Raw genomic sequence first — 19090 nt, 5'->3', positions numbered from 1 at the left:
CGCTTTCGCCTCTGCGTCAACGCTCGTGTCGAGCTGATTTCTCATAGCCTGAAAGTGAGAGCACGATGGACATAGCCGGGATGAACTGGATGCAGGTGGAAGAACGCGTCGCCAGCGACGACCGCTGCATCCTGCCGATCGGCAGCGTCGAGCAGCATGCCTACTTAAGCCTCTGCACCGACATGATCCTGGCGCAGAAGGTCGCAATCGATGCGGCCGAGCCGCTCGGCGTTCCCGTCTTCCCGGTCCTGCCCTACGGGCTTGCCGCGTCCTTCTCCGCCTATCCTGGCACCATGACGCTGAAGCTTTCGACATATGTCAGCGTGATCGAGGACCTGCTGAACAGCATGTACCGGTCGGGCTTTCGCCGCATTCTCGTGGTCAACGGCCACGGCGGCAACACGCCCGCAGGCGCAGTGATCTCCGAATGGCTGAACGATCATCCCGACGCCCGCGTCAAGATGCATGACTGGTGGCGCGCACCCCTGACCTGGAAAAAGGTGATGGACACCGACCCGGCGGCCTCGCACGCCTCGTGGATGGAAAACTTCCCGTGGACGCGGCTGGCCGAGGTCGTGCAGCCGACCGAGCCCAAGCCCCGCATCGACTTCGCCCGGCTTGCGCGCGTCGATGCCGCGACCAAGCGCGAGATGCTGGGCGAAGGCAACTATCACGGCCTGTTCGAGCGCCCCGACGCCGACATGCTGGCCATCTGGGACGTTGCGGTGGCAGAGACCCGCGCACTCCTCGAAGCCGACTGGAATTGAGCCGAACCGATTAGGGCAAGATGACGTCCGCAACGGACGCGACAGGGGAGCGATGTTTTCTTTCGTCTTTCAACGCATCTTCCAGGCAGGACTCGTGGTCGTCGCGATGTCCATTCTGGTGTTCTGCGGGGTCTACGCCGTCGGTAACCCGATCGACGTCCTGATCTCGCCAGACGCCACGCAGGAAATCCGTGCACAGGTGATCGCCCGCTACGGCCTCGACCTGCCGCTCTGGCAGCAATATTTCGAGTTCGCCAACCGGCTCATCCATGGTGACTTCGGCACCTCCTTCGTCTACGGCATGCCGGTCGGCTCGCTGATCCTGTCGCGCCTGCCTGCCACGCTCGAACTGACGGTGTTTGCGGTCATCCTCGCCTCGGCCGTCGGCATCCCGCTCGGCGTCTATGCCGGCTACCGGCCGCAGAGCCTCGCCTCGCGCATCATCATGGGCGCCTCGATCCTCGGCTTCTCGGTGCCGACCTTCTGGTTCGGCCTGATGCTCATCATGGTCTTTGCCGTGCAGTGCGGCTGCATGCCGGCCGGCGGGCGCGGCGCGACCGTCTCGCTCTTCGGCGTCGAATGGAGCTTCCTCACCGCCGACGGCTTCAAGCACATGCTTCTGCCCGGCATCAACCTGGCGCTGTTCAAGCTTTCGATGATGATCCGCCTGGCCCGCGCCGGCACGCGCGAGGTCATGCTGAGCGACACGGTGAAGTTTGCCCGGGCCGCCGGCATCAGCGAGCGCACCATCCTGCTGCGCCATGTGATGAAGCTGATCTCCATCCCGCTGGTCACGGTCTTCGGCCTGGAATTCGGCTCCACGCTGGCCTTCGCCGTGGTGACGGAGACGATCTTCTCATGGCCCGGCCTCGGCAAGCTGATCATCGACAGCATCACCTCGCTCGACCGCCCCGTCATGGTGGCCTACCTGATGCTGGTCGCGCTGCTGTTCATTGTCATCAACCTGTCCGTGGACCTTGTCTACGTGCTGCTCGATCCGCGTCTGAGAAAGGGACGGGCATGACGAACGCCTCTACCCCGCTGCGCAATTTCCTCACGGAATTTTCCCGCAATCGCGCCGCGCTCGCCGCCGGCATCGTGACCCTGCTGATCGCCGTACTGGCGCTGGCGGCTCCGCTTGTCGCACCGCAGGACCCGTATGACCTGGCCCATCTGGTGTTACGCGATGCGCGCCGGGCACCGGGCTATGTCGGCACCGGCGGCTACGTCCACCTGCTCGGCACGGATGCGCAAGGCCGCGATCTGCTCTCGGCGATCCTCTACGGCCTGCGCATCTCGCTCAAGGTCGGCGTGATCTCGGGCGCAATCGCCTTCACGGTCGGCGCTCTGGTCGGCACCAGCGCCGCCTATATCGGCGGTCGCACCGAAAGCCTGCTGATGCGCATCGTCGACCTGCAGCTTTCCTTCCCCGCGATCCTGCTGGCCTTCGTGATTGCTGCCATTCTCGGCCAGGGCCAGTACCAGCTCATCCTGGCGCTGATCTTCGCCCAGTACGCCTATTTCGCGCGCACCGCGCATGGCGCGGCGTCGGCCGAACGGCAGAAGGACTATGTCGAGGCAGCGCTGTCGGTGCCGCTCAAGGCACGTCGGGTTGTGCTTCGCCACATCCTGCCCAACGCCCTGCCGCCGCTGATCGTGGTGGCCACGGTGCAGGTGGCCAGCGCCATCTCGCTCGAAGCCACCCTCTCCTTCCTCGGCGTCGGCCTGCCGCCGACGGAGCCGTCGCTCGGCATGCTGATCGCCAACGGCTTCCAGTATCTGCTGTCTGGCCGCTACTGGATCTCGATCTACCCCGGCATCGCGCTCATCCTGTTCATCGTGTCGCTGAACCTCGTCGGCGACCAGATCCGCGACCAGCTCAACCCGAGGCTGCAGAAATGACGGCGCCGCTCCTGCAGGTCACCGACCTCAAGACCCATTTCCACACCGCCAGGGGCGTGATGAAGGCGGTGGACGGCGTGTCGTTCTCGCTGGCCGCCGGTGAAGTCCTCGGCCTGGTGGGTGAATCCGGCTCGGGCAAGAGCATCACCGGCTTCTCCATCATCGGCCTGATCGATCAGCCGGGCCGCATCGAGAGCGGCTCGTCGATCAAGCTCGAGGGGCGCGAGCTCGTAGGCCTTCCGACCAACGAATTGCGCGCTATCCGTGGCAAGGCCATTTCCATGGTCTTCCAGGATCCGATGATGACGCTGAACCCGGTGCTCAGCATTTTCACGCAAATTCGGCTCGCCCTGGAGGCGCACGGCAAGATCTCCACCGCCGAGGCGCGCAAGCGCGCGATCGCGGCGCTGAAGCAGGTGCGCATCCCCGACCCCGAGCTCAAGGTCGACTTCTACCCGCACCAGTTTTCCGGCGGCATGCGCCAGCGCGTGGCGATCGCCATTGCGCTTCTGCACAAGCCCAAGCTGATCATCGCCGACGAGCCGACAACGGCGCTCGACGTCTCGATCCAAGCCGAGATCCTGGCCGAGATGAAGGAGCTGGTTAAGGAAACCGGGACCGCGCTTATCTGGATCAGCCACGACCTGGCCACCGTCGCCTCCATCGCCGACCAGGTCGCCGTGATGAAGACCGGACGCATCGTCGAGGCAGGCGCCACCAATGACGTGCTGCTCAACCCGCAGCATCCCTATACGCGCGGACTGCTCGACGCCCTGCCCTCGCGCGCCGAACCCGGCGCCATGCTGGCCCGCAACAGCGGCGACGGCGAGGCCGATCCGGCACCGCCGCCGCGCCGCGAGGCCTCCGGCCAGAAACGGATGCCGAAGGACGGCGTGCCGTATTTCGTCATCGAGGGCGTCAGCAAGAAGTTCCGCAGGGACACCGGCCTGCTGCATGCCCTTGCCGAGAAGGCGGGCCTCGCCTCGCCCGTTCCCTTCGTGCAGGCGGTGGACGATATCAGCCTGACGCTGGCGCGCGGCGATGCGCTGGGCCTCGTCGGCGAATCCGGCAGCGGCAAGTCGACGCTCGGCCGCATCGCCGCGGGCATCTACGCGCCCACCACCGGCAAGGTCAGGCTCGAAGGCGAACCGGTCATCTCCAGTGGCCGCAACCCGACGAAAGTGACCACGCGCGTCCAGACCATCTTCCAGGACCCGTTCGCCTCGCTCGACCCGCGCATGCGCGTCGGCGACAGCATCTCCGAGGGGCCGCTGGCGCATGGGCTTATCACGCGGGCGCAGGCCGGCGAATATGTCCGCCAGTGGCTCGCCGCAGTCGGCCTCGACCCAGCTTTTGCCGGCCGCTATCCGCACCAGTTCTCCGGCGGCCAGCGCCAGCGTGTGGCGATCGCGCGTGCGCTCGCCATGCAGCCGGACGTGGTGGTCTGCGACGAGCCGGTGGCCTCGCTCGACGTGTCCATCCAGGCGCAGATCATCAATCTGCTCATCCGCCTGCGCAAGGAACTGGAGCTGACGCTCATCTTCATCTCGCACGATCTCTCGGTCGTCCGGCACCTGTGCGACCGCGTGGCGATCATGTATCGCGGCCGCATCGTGGAGGCCGGCCAGACCGCCGAGATCTACGAGAACCCGCAGGACGACTATACGCGGCGGCTGCTCGCGGCGGTGCCGGTGCTGCCGCAAGCGGCGCAGGCGACCGCGGCAGCAGTTTGAACCATCAAAATACGAGGTGAATGATGGAACCCTGGCAGTGGGACGAGTCGGTTTGGCGCGGCAAGGTGGAGAAGATCCGGGCCGGCCGCTCGCTGAAGCCGAAGGCCTGGAAGAACGGCGCACGCTGCGCCGTGGCGCTGTCCTTCGACAGCGACCATGAGAGCAACGAGCTGCGCGACGGCGGCGAATCCATCGGCCGCATGTCGCAGGGCCAGTATGGCAACCGCGTCGGCATCCCGCGCATCCTCAAGACGCTCGCCGACAACGACATCAAGGCGACCTTCTTCGTGCCGGCCGTGGTCGGCCTGCTCTATCCCGATGAGCAGCGGCGGGTGATCGCCGAGGGGCACGAGATCGGCCTGCACGGCTGGATCCACGAGCTCAACACCAAGGTGCCGCCGGAAAACGAGCGCGACCTGCACTTCCGCGCCGCCGACACGCTGGAGAAGATCACCGGCGTTCGCCCCGTCGGCATGCGCACGCCGTCCTGGGATTTTTCGAGCGTCACGCTCAAGATCCAGCGCGAGCTGGGCCTGCTCTACGACTCGTCGCTGATGGCCGACGACGATCCTTACGAGATCGTCGAGAACGGCGAGCCGACCGGCATCGTCGAGCTCCCGGTGGAGTGGATTCGCGACGACGCGGTCTATTTCAACATGAACCGCTTCACTGCGCTGCGCCCCTATATGGCGCCCTCCGGCGTGCTGGACATCTTCCGCCGCGAGTTCGACCGCGCCTATGAGGAAGGCGGCCTGTTCCTTTTGACCATGCACCCGCATGTCATCGGCTACCGCTCGCGCATCTCCATCCTGGAGGAGCTGATCCGGCACATCCGCGGCCATGACGACGTCTGGTTCGCCACCCATGCCGACATCGCGGCCTATGCCGCCGAAGGCCTGCGCGAAGGCAAGTGACCATCGACGCGCCGGCGGGCTTCCCGCTGGCCGGCGCGTCACCTGAAAAACCCTTGGTCCGGGGCGCGCCCGATGACACCCCCGTGGCTTCTCTAACCACGTGCAAATACCGGCAGTCGGCGGCCACGCCGTTTTCCGCATGGCTCAATTCCATGATATATGGCCGCCATGAATTCGTTATCAGATGCCTTTCCCGTCTATAATCCGCCGCGGGAACCCTACGTCTCGATCCTCCATCGCGACGCAGACCTTCTGGTGCTCGATAAGCCGAGCGGTCTTCTTTCCGTGCCCGGACGCCACCCTGCGCTCGCAGACAGCCTGGCGACGCGCGTTCAGGAACAATTTCCGAAAGCCCTAATCATTCATCGACTGGACAAGGACACGTCCGGCTTGGTGCTGATGTCGCTCAACCGCAAGGCCCATGCCGCGGTTGCGGCGCAGTTCGAGGCGCGCACCACCGAGAAATCCTATGTGGCCGAGGTCTGGGGGCGGGTCCAGGATGAGGAAGGATTGGTCGACCTGCCCTTGGCCATCGACCCCGACAACAAACCCCGGCATCGCGTCGACCATGAGCACGGCAAGCCCGCGCAAACGCGCTGGCGCGTTCTCGGATACGGCGAGAACACCACGCGCCTGCGCCTTTTCCCGTTGACCGGACGCACACACCAGTTGCGCGTGCACATGAAGGCGTTGGGTCACGTGATCCTGGGCGACGAGTTCTATGCCAACGGCGCGGCTCTGGCGGCCGCAGACCGGCTGCTGCTCCACGCCGAAGAACTGAGCTTTCGTCATCCCCGTGGCTCGGACGTCACCTTCACCGCCCCCGTGCCGTTCTGAGAGCGACGATGGCGCAAAACCTCGACACAACATCCCTGATCGTCGACTTCGTCGGCGGCGCGACCGGTCACCGTTTTCGCTCTGGCGAGGGGCGTGGGCAGGCTCTGGCGAAAGCCGCCGGGTTTTCGCGCGGCGTCGTTCCGGAAATTGTGGACGCTACCGCCGGCCTCGGCCGTGACGCGTTTTTCCTGGCGTCGCTTGGTGCGCGCGTCACCCTCATCGAGCGCTCACTGACGATGCATGACCTCCTTGCCGAGGGGCTCGATCGCGCCCGAGCGCAAGGGGGGCGGTATGCCGAAACGGTTGCGCGCATGACGCTGATCCATGGCGACTCATGCGCCCTGCTGCCTCAACTGAACCCGCAGGTGGTCTTGGTCGACCCGATGCACCCGCCACGCAACAATACGGCCCTGGTGAAGAAGGAGATGCGGCTGATCCGCGAAATCGTCGGCACCGATCCAGACGCCGCGCAACTGATGCAGGTCGCCCTGGAGACCGCGCGCAACCGAGTGGTGCTCAAGTGGCCCCTGCGTGCGGAACCGATGCCGGTGCTGCCGAAACCGTCCCATCAGATCTTGGGAAAGAGCACTCGTTACGACGTCTTCGTGAAAGCCAGGATCATGAAAACGACCCCATCGGTTCAGGAAGCCGAGCACTGCGGTGCGCAAGAGCCTCAACCAGCTCACCCCGCTCGTCCCTGAAAGAGCATGAGGCGGCCTCAAAAACCGTCCCGCCGGCGCGACCGATCTCCGATCGGATCAACTTCGTCACGGAAACGGGCCGCAAAATGCTAAACCTCGAGCCGTCTCGCGCTCGCCAGGATCTTGGGGCGCAAACTAGCTGGAAGACGCAACGTGGCGACGGCAGTGCCAACATATAAATTCCGGCTTAGAGTTGCTCGATCCCCATTGAAATCTTTAGGGGTTCGCGCCGCTGTCCGACTTAGAAATGCAAATCCTGGCTCAATTTCCCGCTTAGCTCCGCATGCATCCACTAACCTGCTGGCAGCACTCAATCAGAGGCCACATGTCTGATTGCTTCGACTGAGGGTACCGGGGCATCCATGCTGCGAGATACGGTTTTTGCGGGACGTCGTCACTCGTGCGTTTGCTATAAAGGACTGAACGTGTCGCGGGCCGCGCTCCATCATGGCTCTTGCGGGTGAGCAAACGTTTTTTCCTTCGACTCCCGAGTTATACCCGAGAGTTTCACGCCTGTCCGACGGTTACAGGACCAAACGTTTTCCTGATCTCGGCTCGCGGCCTTATGCCGACCTGATCCCCCGTTGAAAATCGTGGTAGCGAAAAATTCGATCGCTTCTCGACTGTCGAACAGCGTAAGCCACGCTGCTCAACGACCTGCTTCGCGGCCTTGCACTTGCGGCTGACGAACAAGTCCAAAGCGTTAGTCGACGCACCGATCTTTGCCGCTTGGAGCAGATCGCCGCGCCCGAGCCGCTGCAGGATATTGTAAAAATCCGTCGAGGAATACTTGTTGCACTTCAAGAGTATTATAGTACTCAATTTTATATAAATTGCCAAATTTCTTACGATTACCACTCTTGTTTTTTGGCGCCATATGAAAACTATCGCACAAACGGAATAAACTTCTTGGCCAGTCCAGTATCTGTCGTGCCATTATCTCCGCCTCGCGCACCCCCCAACTGTTCGGGATCCTTCTTAGTCCATTTCTGGTACTCAATTCAGGATGCTCGGGTGACATGAGCAATTGAGCCATGTGGTATCCGACGATGTATATCGCCCGGCTGGTTAAGCAATAAAGTTCCATGGGGAGCATAGACATAGCCTTCTGGCGCTTATCCAGATCGTGTCCTAGAAAGCCGGTCAAGAAGTCTATCGCTTTTTCGTCTGTAATCTCGGCAGGTCTGAGAGGTAGATCGCGTAGGTCGATGTCTTCGCCGTTTTTTGCGCAAGTGGGGCAACGGCATATGCCGATGAATTCTGCCCAGCGAAGCGGAGACCCGCATCCGGGGCAGTTCTCTATGAGCAGTTCCCTGCTTTCGGGGCAAAGCGGGAGAGCTCGAAACGCCCAGGCCGCCCTATGGTGAGGGGATCGGCGCAATGACGCCGAAGAGACGTGACGCGTGTGCAACGATGCGTGAGCAAGCGGGACGACGGCACCATACGATTCCACCCAAAACGTGCCCTGATCTGAAAACATCCTATACGCCGCCAACAAGACGCCTGCGTGCACGCCTGTTGCACGCTCTAGCTCCGAGATTTCCCGATCACTCCATCTCCTGCAGCCCAATCTTCGCCCTCGCCGGTGCCCGAGCATTGGGGCGACCGCCTCGAGGGCTTGATATCCATTGAGTGCGAGGCAACGTCCCACGAATCCTTGCAGGCTTTCGCCCGGCTGCGGAACGGTCGACAACGCAAATGCGTCGCCGCTGAATCTCCGCACAAGCTGTGCGCATGAGATCTCGGCCAAGAAGTTTCGAGTCTCGTCGTCGGTGGGCACCGGAACCTCAATGCGCAAGCACGACTGTGCCTGCTTCCTCCGGCACGCAGCGGTCCCCGCCGCGCGTCAAGGTTGTCACGATCGATCGGCCAAGTAGCGTTCCCCGGCCCGGCAGTCGATAAGCCTCCACGCCCTCAAGCGCATCGAAAAGGCGCCACGCGGTAACTGGGGCGACTCCCATCAGCATCGCCGCCTCCCCCACAGTGCAGTAGCGCGCTCTAAAGGCACGCAATTCCTTCACATCGTAGCGCGGACAATGCTGCGACAGCCGAGCCAGTAGCCCGGCTGCAATGACCCGATAGAGGGTCGAGAGCGAGCAGCAGAGTATGATGCAAGCTGCAGCAGAGTCGACCTGAGATGGAAGATTTTGCTCTTCTAGGTGACGGATCCACTCGCCTCGAACGGCCGAGAACGCATCGGAGGGACTTACGCGCAGGACATCAATGAGCGAGTCCGTCTCGCCAGTCCGGCCGCATGGCACAGTCCCATGGGCCGCGGCGCGGAGAGCGAAACCGGCTCCCCCTGGGAGGTAAGGGAACATCGTCGAGATTGAGCGGACACTCGGCCATTCCTCGATATCCTGCTGTGTTGCGCCACGGACCAAGTTTGAAACGAATGCCTCGACAGAGTGTTTGCTAAAGAGGCGGCGGTTCCCGCTAACGGAGCAGACTTCCCAGGACGCAGGCTCGATGCCGACGATCGCGGCCACGGCGCTCGTGCTTTCCACGGGAATCCCAATTTTGCGTGCCAATTCCGGACCAGGTTCCACGTCTGCTAGTCGATCGCATATCCGTCGCATGCTACGAACGGCCAGTTTATATCTTGCACGGCTTCTGCCGTGAAAAACGATCGCATCCGCACCAGCCGCACGCGAGAGGCGACCGGCCGTGCGGAGCGAAACCCTCATCTCGGCGGCGGCTCTGTCCAAGGTGACGTATTCCGGGTGCTGGGGCACGCGGCCGAACCGCTGGATTCCGGGTAGCTCATCCGCTGATCTCTCGAGTTCGCGAGCAACGGCTTGCCTAAATAGGGCTTTGGCGGCGGACGGAAGGAAGGCATATCGCGACGCATCGAGGACGGGGCCTAGTTCCTTGACGATTCCGACGGCGCCTGGACGCGACTCGGCCCGACAGCGGGCAGCGTCTGCGAGCCGAGTGATAGAGGTTGGCCAGCCAAGCAGGAGACGGGCTGCCCGCTCGAGATCGTCGCATGTCCACGGCGCTTGCATCCGAATTGGTCTGGGTGGGTTAGCTCCATCATAGATCATTGCCGCCAGACGATGCATGGCCACCAGCAATCGGTAGAGGCCGCTGGCGCCGAGGCGGCGCAGTTCGTCGCATGGGACGGCGCATGCCGCCTCCCTCTTTTCGTGATCAAACGCCAGCAGTCCGCAAACCCAACTCATCGCCTCGCCGTCGGTTACCGGTGCCGCCTCGCCTTGTGAATCGCGTAGATCGACCACGGAACGGCCATTCTCACGGCACCACTCGCAATTGGGGATGCCCTCAGTTCGGGTCCACCCAAGTTTGCGCCCGCATGCAGGGCATCGTGACTGGAGTAGCTGCCACGTCTCGGGGCACATCGGTATCGTGCGGAGCAGCCAAGTTGCCCGATGGTGCGCTGAACTCCGAAGCGAGGCCGGAGAGTAGCGTCGCAGCTTTCTCTCGCAATGTCCGGCGGGGACGGTGATGCCATTGACACAGAACGTGTCAGAGTGGATCGGCTCAGTCACCTTTCCGGCGAGCAGAACGGTTCTGCCCGAAGCGGCGCCGAGCGCCAGGTCAAGAAGCTCTGCCTCGCAAGGACGTGGCACCACCAGACGGGTGATCCGGGGACAGTGGATGCCGTGGCTGGCGAGTGCTGATGCCACGTCGGGGACGGCGTTGAGGGCGCAGGAGCGCGCTATCCATCCCGGTAGACTTTCACCCGCAATGGGATCAGATATAAGCCGGAGTCCCTGGCGCGATCGGTTCCATCGCCATTCGCAGGTTGCGTCGATGGGGCTCAGGAATGTCATCGGCTGTTCTTTAGGTCCTGTCGCGACATGATGTCATGGGCGTCGGCCCAGGTTTTTCTCGCGGCTTCGAAGTGGGTGCGCGTCAGTTTCGTCGCCCCGGCCCTCAAGGCAATTTCCGTCGTCTCCTGGACGTAGATGCAGCCTGTCCCAAGTCGTCCACGCGATACATCCGCGATGTCTCCGAAGAACTCTCCTTCTAGATCCGGCCTGTCGTCGATGACGCCCAGTTCCACCATCTTCCGGGAGTACGCTCCGAAAAAGACCTTCGCGATCCGAATCATCTCCGCATCCCTCAGGTTGATCGGGCCGAACCAAACGAGCTTCTTGCAGCGATTGCCGAGCTGCTTGTTGTTCTGAATGACGTTTTTGACGTTTTCTTGCCCGACAAGCACGATACCTATCACGCCACTCTCCGCGAGAGACTTAAAGCTTTCTGCCACCGCCCAACGAGTCTTGGCGGTGTCCTTGTCGATCATGTGGTTCACTTCGTCGAAGATCCACGTGTCGGTACGGGCAGCAACCCTATAGAGGTGGGCGCGGCGCATCAGAGTCTGCTTTGTTCCGCGATCGTGCATCTCGTCCCCGTAGGAATCTAGGACGTCGCTGAACATCGTTCGTGGAGTCGCGGCTTCTTTAAGCTGGATTTCGAGGACCGGCCTCAGGCCTTGCTCCTCATCGTCATCCGTTGTCGTGGACTGGATGAACTCTCGGAACGCAGTGGACTTCCCGGTGCCGGACGATCCGAGGATCGGAAGGATCTTAATGTGGGCCTTCAACGCGCGCCGCCGCGCCGCCGGCATCTGCGCAATTATTTTCGACCGCGCACGTACGTATTCTCGGTAGCCTTTCAGGCTTTCGATTACCGCCGTGCTGATCGGGTTGGGCACATATGCCAATTCGAGCGCCGCGATGCGCCTGCCGATCTCCTCATGGGACAGCATATTCTTCATCGATCATCACCGATAAAGCATCCTCAGAAGGAGCTTGGTATGCGGGTCCAACTCTGTGGACTCGTCTTCGCGCTCTGGTTGGAGCGCAGATTCCTTTGCAGCATCGACATTCATTTCGGAACGTGCGCGCCTTGCTGCACTTCCAGGGTCCTTTCCCGTGGGGGACTCGTTTGCGCTGGACGATTTCGAGCTGCGTGCACTCGCACCAGACTTCTTTGTCCGCCCGCCCCGACGCGGACCGACCACCGGCCGGAAGTCACTTTCTCGATGCGGCGCAAGCGGTTCCAGGTCGACGGACCCCACCGGCCGCATGGCCATGGGGCCGGGTTCCGCAATCCCCTTCCAGACCGCCGTGCGGCCCGATATCAACCCTTGTTCAGCGGCAAGCTGCATAGTCTTGCGGGAGGCTTCGATCCTCCGCGTCATGTCGCTGTTTTCGGTGCGACGATTGTATGCATCGCGCACCACCAGTATCTCCTCGTCAGTTCGGAACCCCATTTGATGCTCCTTTGCGAACCTCCGCCATTCCTCGACAAACGCCCGGTTCAGGGCGACGTTGTTCGGCAGGCGAAGTGTGCACGGCAAGCGCTCATACTTTTGGCGGACGTAATCATAGACCCTGATGTAGCGTAGATCCGACCAAGTCACCTTCGCCTTGGTGTTGGCGGTCGGCGGCTTGCCTGCGCCACGCCTCCCTCGCCGAGTGACCTGGAAGTCGTCGGGAGCGTCCACACCTCCCATTGAGTCTAGAAGCTTCGTGATCACGTCAGGATCGTGGAAGGTCAAACCCTCTAGCTTGACCCCCGTCCGGCGAACAGTCACCGGCAGAGCGATCCCGAAGGTATCATCCAGCAAGTCGAGATCGCAGAAGTATTCGTAACCATGGAGGGCCACCGAGTCGTCCCACACCAATTTCCGGGAAAGGTGATGTCCCGGGCTGATCGAGAGATTGTGGGTTGAAGCCCAGTCCGAGACGCGTTCCTGCAATACGTCTAAGAGGATGGGCTTTCCGTCAGTTTTTGGATCGTATCCCAGCCGGCGCAGGACAGCCGCCGAATAGGGAATTCCGCACGGGAGCTTCTTAAGGCACTGGGACTTCAGCGAACCAATGGTCCGCTCCACGATTTGCTTGTATTGCGGATTCTCCTTGGGTGCCCAATGAACCGAGGAACCCACGTCCGCGAGGGCGTCCTGGAAACTCTTCCCGGTCTGGCAGAGCGCGTTGTCCACGAGATAGCACTTCGACGCACCAAACACGTCGAGCCCCTCAAGGTGAGAGCGGCCAGCGATCAGGCCTTCCTTGCACTCGATAGACATCTTGATTGCAAGGAATACGGCCTCAATGTCATCGTACCAGGTTACCAGAACGGCAAGCACGCATTCCGACCATGCGTCTATGGCGAGTACGATCACCGGGCGCCTAAGAAACAACATCAGCTCGGGGATGAAAACTATCCAGGTATCGCAAACGGTCGAATCGATCGCGACCACGTCGAGGTGGGCCACAATCTCGGGAAGGCTCTCCCGGACCCCGCGCTCCGGGACTGCCTCGCGGTTCGTGGTCTTCATCTCGACGAGATCGGCTGTCCTCGCTCGCGCAATAGCGGCGTAGACTGTAGAGCGTCCCGGCACCTTTATCCTTTTTGCCGCTTCGTCACCCTCGAACCTGAGCGTCCTTCCCCTAAGCGTCACGACAAACTTTCCGAGCCGAGCGTGAGCGTCGCACTTCTGCCGATACCGGGCGGCGTAATACTGGAGAACTACGTATCTAAGGGCCCACTCGACCAGCTTGGGGTGGAACCGCTTGCGATGACGGCCGCGGAGATCCCTGTAGTCCGAGGGATACCGACGCCCCGTCTCCCCCCGTTCCCGGACCCACACCTTGAATGTCCGTATCGTGGGCGGCTTGAAATCGGGGTGGATCTCCCCGAGATCCTGAAGGAAAGGCTCTATGCGGTCCTTCTTCAGGGCGAATGGACGAGCGTCGTAGGCTTGTAGAAACGCCTGGATCCTGCGCTCCGACGGCTTTAAGGGAGTCGGCCTGACGACCGACGGATCGCGGAGGCTAGCACCTCGCTCACAGATTTTGTCTTTGATGCGCCGGATCTCAGACTCGGTGAAGCGTTCCTGGCAGCGCGTCTTCGCATGGCGGAAGAAGTAAAGATTCTCCTCACCTGATCCGGGGTTGTTCCGCTCCGCGTCGTATGCCTCGACGTATTCGTATCTTACGCCATTTATGTCGTATTGCGTCTGGGTGACGAACCGAAACTCGAGACTCATCAGCCCGCAACCTGCATGCCCGGTAGACGACGGGGGCTCCCCCGCGTCCGCAATCCCGGTCGACGCTTCGCGCCAAACCATGTCACCGGAGTGTCGACATTGATGGTACCCTTAAAAACCTCAATCTCTACTAAGCCCCGTACCATAAGCGAATGGAGCACCTGCGCGCCCCTGGGAAATCCACCCAAGGCCTCGCAGGCCTCTGCGTACGTGAACGGATCCCGAACCATCGCTAGATCAAAAATCCGTAACTCGTCCGCGATACAGGTCGCCGTCCTCTTGTCGCTCTCGATTCTGATCAGGTTGGGGAAGGCGGGATCGCGCTTGATGGATTTGCCGGGAATTTCCTCGAAGCTCCAACCGAGCAGGTCCTCATAAACTTGGCGGCACCTCGCCAACTTCGCGGAATATTCGGGCTCCTGCTTGCGCGTGTCGTTCACAGAGCTCACTTCCACGATTGTCACGCTTCCATCTGCGAAATCCACCCGCAGATCGGGGTAATATTCGTAGCTCTCGTCTTTCATCCGGAAGACCTCAAGCATGTGCGGCTGGGCGACGTAGCCGGAGACATCGGGATGGGCCTCGCAGCACATGAGGAGAAGTTCCTCGTAGGGGGATTCCCATGGATAGGCGCGCGCGTTTTTGTAGCTGATATATCTGCCAGTCGGGTGGAAGCTGCGTCCCGTTATTATCGTTCGAATCGACCCCTCGCTCCGGGTCTGCCACAGGATGGCGGCTGCCCCCAAGAGCCTACGTTCCAACCGGTGCGTGCGTCCTATTTGGGTCATGGGTTACACTCCGCGATAGAGCACAGCGACGAGGGCAAGGTGCAAAGGGGCCACCTGCTGGCGCAACCTCGAGCGTGCGACCCCTTGCAGAATTTTGGCGGCGGTGGCTTCCGAGACATGGGCGGCTTCGACGGGAGGGGGCACGGCTCTGCGATCACCCTCGATGTAAACGAGTGCACTCGTGGGCTTGTGAGCTCTCCCCTTGATTATTTGCCCAAGGGATCCGCCATCCATCGATCCCACGATCCGGGCGACCACTCCCTCGCGTAACAGGGATGTCAAATCGGCCATAGGGTTTCCTAGCCTCCGTGACGGACCGAAGGATTCCCGCGCCTGAGAACCTGTTAAACGTTCAAAGGGCCGGAAGGATTAAGACTTCCGCCCCCCAAGCCAAAGGATTCCTTGTGTCGCCATCAGGATTCCGCAACGAGTGGAGCGACTGGCGCCGAGTCAGGGGTTGTGCTAGAGTACGAGGATCATTGTGGCCTGCCCTCCGTTGTGAAGACTAGGGTAAGGTCCGGAGGTCGTCCCGTAGCCGCGGGGCGACCTTCACTGAAGGGCAAGAATTTTAGCCTGCATGGGTTCCATTTGCAAGCAATTTCGGTATGGCTCCTCAAGCGCGTCTTCAAAAAGGCACCCATCGCCCCCGCAACGACCTCCGTGAAAGAACCCTGGCTCGGCTCAATGTAGAAATTGCCGAGCTTGAGGCAGACATCATAGCTCGGGAGAGCGAGTTGCACGAGGCCCGCAGGATTTGCGAGGAGATCAAAGCTACTCGAGAGCGACTAAGTCGGATGTTTCCCGAACAGAACTCGGAAGCTCCTTTCGACGAGGCGCCTTCCGAAAAGCGTCGAACCCGGCACGCGACCGTCGCGGGTCGCCAACGGCGGAGCCGAGCACACAGCGATGCCACTTTGATCAGGGAAGCGGCGAACGATGCCCTCCAGCGTGCAGGTCGGCCATTAAGCCGAGCGCGGATTCAGGATGAACTGACGCGCAACGGGGTATCTCTAAAGAGCAAGAATCCTCTTAGGCGGATAGGCAAGGTGATGTGGCAAGCTGAAGAGTTTCGCCACGTGGACGACGGATACTGGTTTTCTGATATACCCGTCCCGGGAAGCTGATCCGCCACCTAATCGCCCTCGCGGATGCGGGCTATTCTTGTGTCTTTCTGGGGGGGCAGCCCAGCGGTAGTCAGGCCGCCGACCGAGGATCGGCCTCTCGCGGTCAGCACACGTCAAAATGTAGATCCAATCAGTTCGCAGGCGAGAAAGCGGACGCCGTTTAGAACGGCATCTCCTCCCAGTCTTGCAGAACCCAGGGCGCCACTGGACGGGCAGTAAAAGGAGGCCAGGTTCCCTTGTGAAACGAGCGGCCTCCTTGAAACGGCTCCCTTCTGGCCATCGCCGAGCTCGGGTTATCATTGCGCGTTACAGTTGAGCGGTGACGCGCGATCAAAAAGATTAGCGGACAGCAATATGGCCACTGCAAAAACACGTTCGGCAGTCAGGCAGGCGGTGCATGATGGGCTCGATGACCTGCGCCGTAACCCTGCGGCCCATCCGGGAACGGCTCCTTTTCAGGCCACCCTATCTGGCATGCCATGGAGCCCGCATGCGCGCGCTCAGCAGCACGCCGACGCCCGATATATTGGCTCCGCACGGAGCAATGAGATGCTGCGCTGGCTATGCCCCAGGGCCATGAGCGTGCAGCGCCCAAAATTAGCGCCCGCCCGTAGGTCCGCTTTGCCGCCATTTCAGTTTGAACCAGGTGTCGCCCTCTTCGTCCATGACAACGTGGCGCAACGACCTTAGGAGCAAACCAAGAGCACAATCATATCCGTCCTGCTCCATTCGTGTCGTAACGCAGCGTCACGCCATGGAGAGCATGGGACCCGTTGCTCGCTGAGCATCGCCGCGATAGCAATTCGAAACCCGAATCAAATAAGAAGAAACTCACCATGAGCGAATCCGCATTCGAGAACGCCCTCTTCACCATCAACTGGGATGATGCCGACCCGTGCGCAATCCGGTGTCCCGTCACGGGCGCGATCGTCGCATCCGGATATGATCCCGCCACCGGCGAGCCTGCGATCGTGGAAGAGCCAAAGTGGGCTGAGATTCCCACCGTCCTTTTCCACTACATTCCCGAGGTCGGGGAGTTCGATTTCATCCGGCCCGAGCTACAGGCGAAGATCGACCAACAGCGCCAAGAGCTTCTTGCAGCAGGTGAAGATGAGGACGAGCTGGACGATTTCAGCATCCTTCAGGAGCACGTCCAGGAGATCGGGAAAGTCCCGCTTGTGTTCGAAATCGTGGAGCACGGAATGGGCTGCGGCGGCGGACCGCTGACTTCGGTCGTCTATGTTGGCCTCGATCTAGCTGCGGCGTCCGCATAGGCCTACTTGCTTCAGGTGCTGGCTTGGCAACACGCCAAGCTAGCTTTGACGGGAACCTATCTTTAACCTGAAGTCCCCTCGTATTTTGACCAGCGAGAGGTGGAATTTTGCGGGGTTATGGTCTGATCTCTCCTTGCTTGGACCACCGGAAGATGGCGTTTCCCGGCCCTGTAACGATGGCGGGCTGGCAGCGCCATCGAGATTGAGCAGCGAGATTGGCTTATGCCCGATCGCCCCATGCAGACGCCCCTCATTGCCAATCCTCGATCTTTTCGGCCGCGTCTGCAGGCGCCAGGAACCAGTGATCATGGTTGACTCGCTGGCGCCGGCAGAGGGCTTCGGGGCGGCCCCTTGCAGCAAGACGCTTTTTTCCTGTGGCGATCTCGACGGAAGCCTCGCCTTACGGCCCGTGGCTAGCGACGATGGCCAGACCATGATCCAGCTGGTGAACAATCGCCGCCTGACGATCCTGTCGACGCTCGATCGCCATATTCTCACCCGTCTTCTGCCAATTCTGGATGCGTTATGATCGCGTTCCGGGCTGGGGTGAAGATCGGGATCGCGGGCGGCGTGACGGACATGGCTGCGGCAGGGGGCGGCCGCGAAGTCCTGCTCGGGCGGCCATGGCGACATTGAGTTCTGTAAGCTTGGCATACGTGCCCAAATAGCTAGTATGGCGGATGGGATTCGATGTCCGGGCATGACCTTGGGGGGCAGTCGCAGTTGGAGCAGTGACCGTCTATGTCACGACCGTCAGGCCTTGGGCTGGGACGTCGACCCTCCTGCGCGAAAACAGATGAAACCTGATGCCCTCGAGAACCACGTCCAGATACCGCATGTCCTTTGTAACCGGAGGACTCTTCCGCAACGACTCCATTGAAGCCGGAAGGCTTTTTCAGCGACTGAAGGATTGGGATGCCGTACGGGACGAAATCGTGAATTCAGGCACTCTGGCTTTTCGGACGGGAAGTTCGGCCAAACGCACGGTGCGCGAAATGGTCGATCGGCTGCGGTCGTTGTCTGATGAGGAAGTCGATCTTCTCATCGAAGGAACCCCGCAGGAACAGGCAATGCTGCTGTGGCTCGCCGTCTGCAGAACCTATCGATTCGTCGCGGAATTCGCGACCGAGGTACTCCGAGAGCGATTCCTTTCCTTTCGTGTGGATCTCTCCTACGACGCCTTTGATGCTTTCTTCGAGGCCAAGGCGGAGTGGAATCCCGCCCTGGCAGCGATCCGCCCCTCGACCCGGGCGAAGCTCCGGCAGGTACTTTTTCGGATGATGCGGGAAGCGGACATCATCTCCCCTTCTGACGAAATTAGACGCACGCTGCTCACTCCCCGACTCCAATCCTTGATCGCCCCGGCCGAGCTGCGATGGATGCCGGGCACCGACGAACGTGCTGGGGCCGCGTAATGGTGCGTCGTGGGAAAAAGACAGCCAAAGAGCGCTTCGACCATCTCGTCACGGTTATCTCGAGCGATCGGTTCCTCAAGAAGCAAGGACTGGGGAACGAAGTCCCGTTCTTCATTTGCCCGTATGACCCTGAAGATGCGGTTGCGATGGAGCGCCAGCGCGGGCATCTGACCAACCAGCTCTCTAACCGTGGCCTGACGGTCCTTGAGATCGATCTCTATGACCTTTCTGTCCATCTGCTTCAGGATCGCGGAATCTGGGCCGAGATCCTGGAGGCTGAATCCTCTGTATCGAAGGCTGAACTTAAGGAGCTCCTTCAGGGAGTCCTTGATCCGGAGACCCATCTTATCCCCGCCATCGCCGAGCGGCTGAACTCCACGAAGTACGATGTCCTCTTCCTCTCCGGAGTGGGTGAAGTCTTCCCTTACATCCGGTCGCACAACGTTCTGAACAACCTACAGAGCACGGCGAAGGACCGGCCAACGGTCATGTTCTTTCCCGGCAGCTATACGCATGAGCTCGCTACTGGCGCCTCGCTCGATCTCTTCGGGCGGCTACATGACGACAAGTACTACCGCGCCTTCAACATATTCCACTATGAGGTGTGA

General features: G+C 61.2%; 13 protein-coding genes and 1 pseudogene. 11 read left to right on the top strand and 3 right to left on the bottom strand.

Features of this window, described 5'->3' with window-relative positions; genetic code table 11:
• Positions 1–65: 65 nt before the first annotated feature.
• The 7 genes and pseudogenes from AC3A4H_RS09535 to AC3A4H_RS09505 all read left to right on the top strand — a co-directional run.
• The gene (locus tag AC3A4H_RS09535; RefSeq protein WP_487766482.1) at positions 66–767 is read left to right on the top strand and encodes a creatininase family protein; all 702 of its coding nucleotides are present in this window, start codon (positions 66–68) and stop codon (positions 765–767) included.
• 52 nt (positions 768–819) lie between these two features.
• Entirely contained in the window at positions 820–1791 is a 972-nt protein-coding gene (locus tag AC3A4H_RS09530; protein WP_348777525.1) for an ABC transporter permease, read from the top strand.
• Complete coding sequence (locus AC3A4H_RS09525) at positions 1788–2669, top strand: ABC transporter permease (RefSeq protein WP_487766481.1); 882 nt, start codon at positions 1788–1790, stop codon at positions 2667–2669. Before AC3A4H_RS09530 ends, AC3A4H_RS09525 begins: the two co-directional genes overlap by 4 nt.
• Positions 2666–4402, top strand: a complete 1737-nt coding sequence (locus AC3A4H_RS09520; RefSeq protein WP_487766480.1) for a dipeptide ABC transporter ATP-binding protein — start codon at positions 2666–2668, stop codon at positions 4400–4402. The genes AC3A4H_RS09525 and AC3A4H_RS09520 overlap by 4 nt, the downstream gene beginning before the upstream one ends.
• 20 nt (positions 4403–4422) lie before the next feature.
• A complete protein-coding gene (locus tag AC3A4H_RS09515; RefSeq protein ID WP_487766479.1) occupies positions 4423–5316 on the top strand; it encodes a polysaccharide deacetylase family protein in 894 nt (297 codons plus the stop codon).
• A gap of 159 nt (positions 5317–5475) precedes the next feature.
• On the top strand, positions 5476–6153 hold the full coding sequence (locus AC3A4H_RS09510; protein WP_487766478.1) for a pseudouridine synthase: 678 nt from the start codon (positions 5476–5478) through the stop codon (positions 6151–6153).
• 8 nt (positions 6154–6161) lie between these two features.
• Positions 6162–6773, top strand: a pseudogene (locus tag AC3A4H_RS09505) (class I SAM-dependent methyltransferase); the annotation flags it as partial.
• 3874 nt (positions 6774–10647) lie between these two features.
• Here AC3A4H_RS09505 and AC3A4H_RS09500 read toward each other — a convergent pair.
• From AC3A4H_RS09500 to AC3A4H_RS09490, 3 genes are read right to left on the bottom strand one after another with little or no spacing between them, the layout of a single operon-like run.
• A complete protein-coding gene (locus AC3A4H_RS09500) occupies positions 10648–11601 on the bottom strand; it encodes a TniB family NTP-binding protein (RefSeq protein WP_487766477.1) in 954 nt (317 codons plus the stop codon).
• A gap of 6 nt (positions 11602–11607) precedes the next feature.
• The gene (locus AC3A4H_RS09495; RefSeq protein WP_487766476.1) at positions 11608–13881 is read right to left on the bottom strand and encodes a hypothetical protein; all 2274 of its coding nucleotides are present in this window, start codon (positions 13879–13881) and stop codon (positions 11608–11610) included.
• Positions 13881–14642 (bottom strand): hypothetical protein, encoded by a 762-nt coding sequence (locus AC3A4H_RS09490; RefSeq protein WP_487766475.1) that lies wholly within the window; start codon positions 14640–14642, stop codon positions 13881–13883. Before AC3A4H_RS09490 ends, AC3A4H_RS09495 begins: the two co-directional genes overlap by 1 nt.
• Positions 14643–16629: 1987 nt before the next feature.
• Here AC3A4H_RS09490 and AC3A4H_RS09485 point away from each other — a divergent pair.
• From AC3A4H_RS09485 to AC3A4H_RS09470, 4 genes are all read left to right on the top strand, one after another.
• On the top strand, positions 16630–17067 hold the full coding sequence (locus tag AC3A4H_RS09485; RefSeq protein WP_487766474.1) for a hypothetical protein: 438 nt from the start codon (positions 16630–16632) through the stop codon (positions 17065–17067).
• A gap of 307 nt (positions 17068–17374) precedes the next feature.
• Positions 17375–17596, top strand: coding sequence for a hypothetical protein (locus AC3A4H_RS09480; RefSeq protein WP_487766473.1), 222 nt, complete (start codon positions 17375–17377; stop codon positions 17594–17596).
• A 307-nt stretch (positions 17597–17903) separates the two neighbouring features.
• Positions 17904–18482 (top strand): DUF1819 family protein, encoded by a 579-nt coding sequence (locus AC3A4H_RS09475; protein WP_487766472.1) that lies wholly within the window; start codon positions 17904–17906, stop codon positions 18480–18482.
• Positions 18482–19090, top strand: a complete 609-nt coding sequence (locus AC3A4H_RS09470; RefSeq protein WP_487766471.1) for a DUF1788 domain-containing protein — start codon at positions 18482–18484, stop codon at positions 19088–19090. The genes AC3A4H_RS09475 and AC3A4H_RS09470 overlap by 1 nt, the downstream gene beginning before the upstream one ends.

The organism is Pseudaminobacter sp. Soil_N_29, assembly GCF_057656055.1.
The sequence above is the reverse complement of the archived record's forward strand: the minus strand, read 5'-3'. Positions and strand labels throughout refer to the sequence as shown.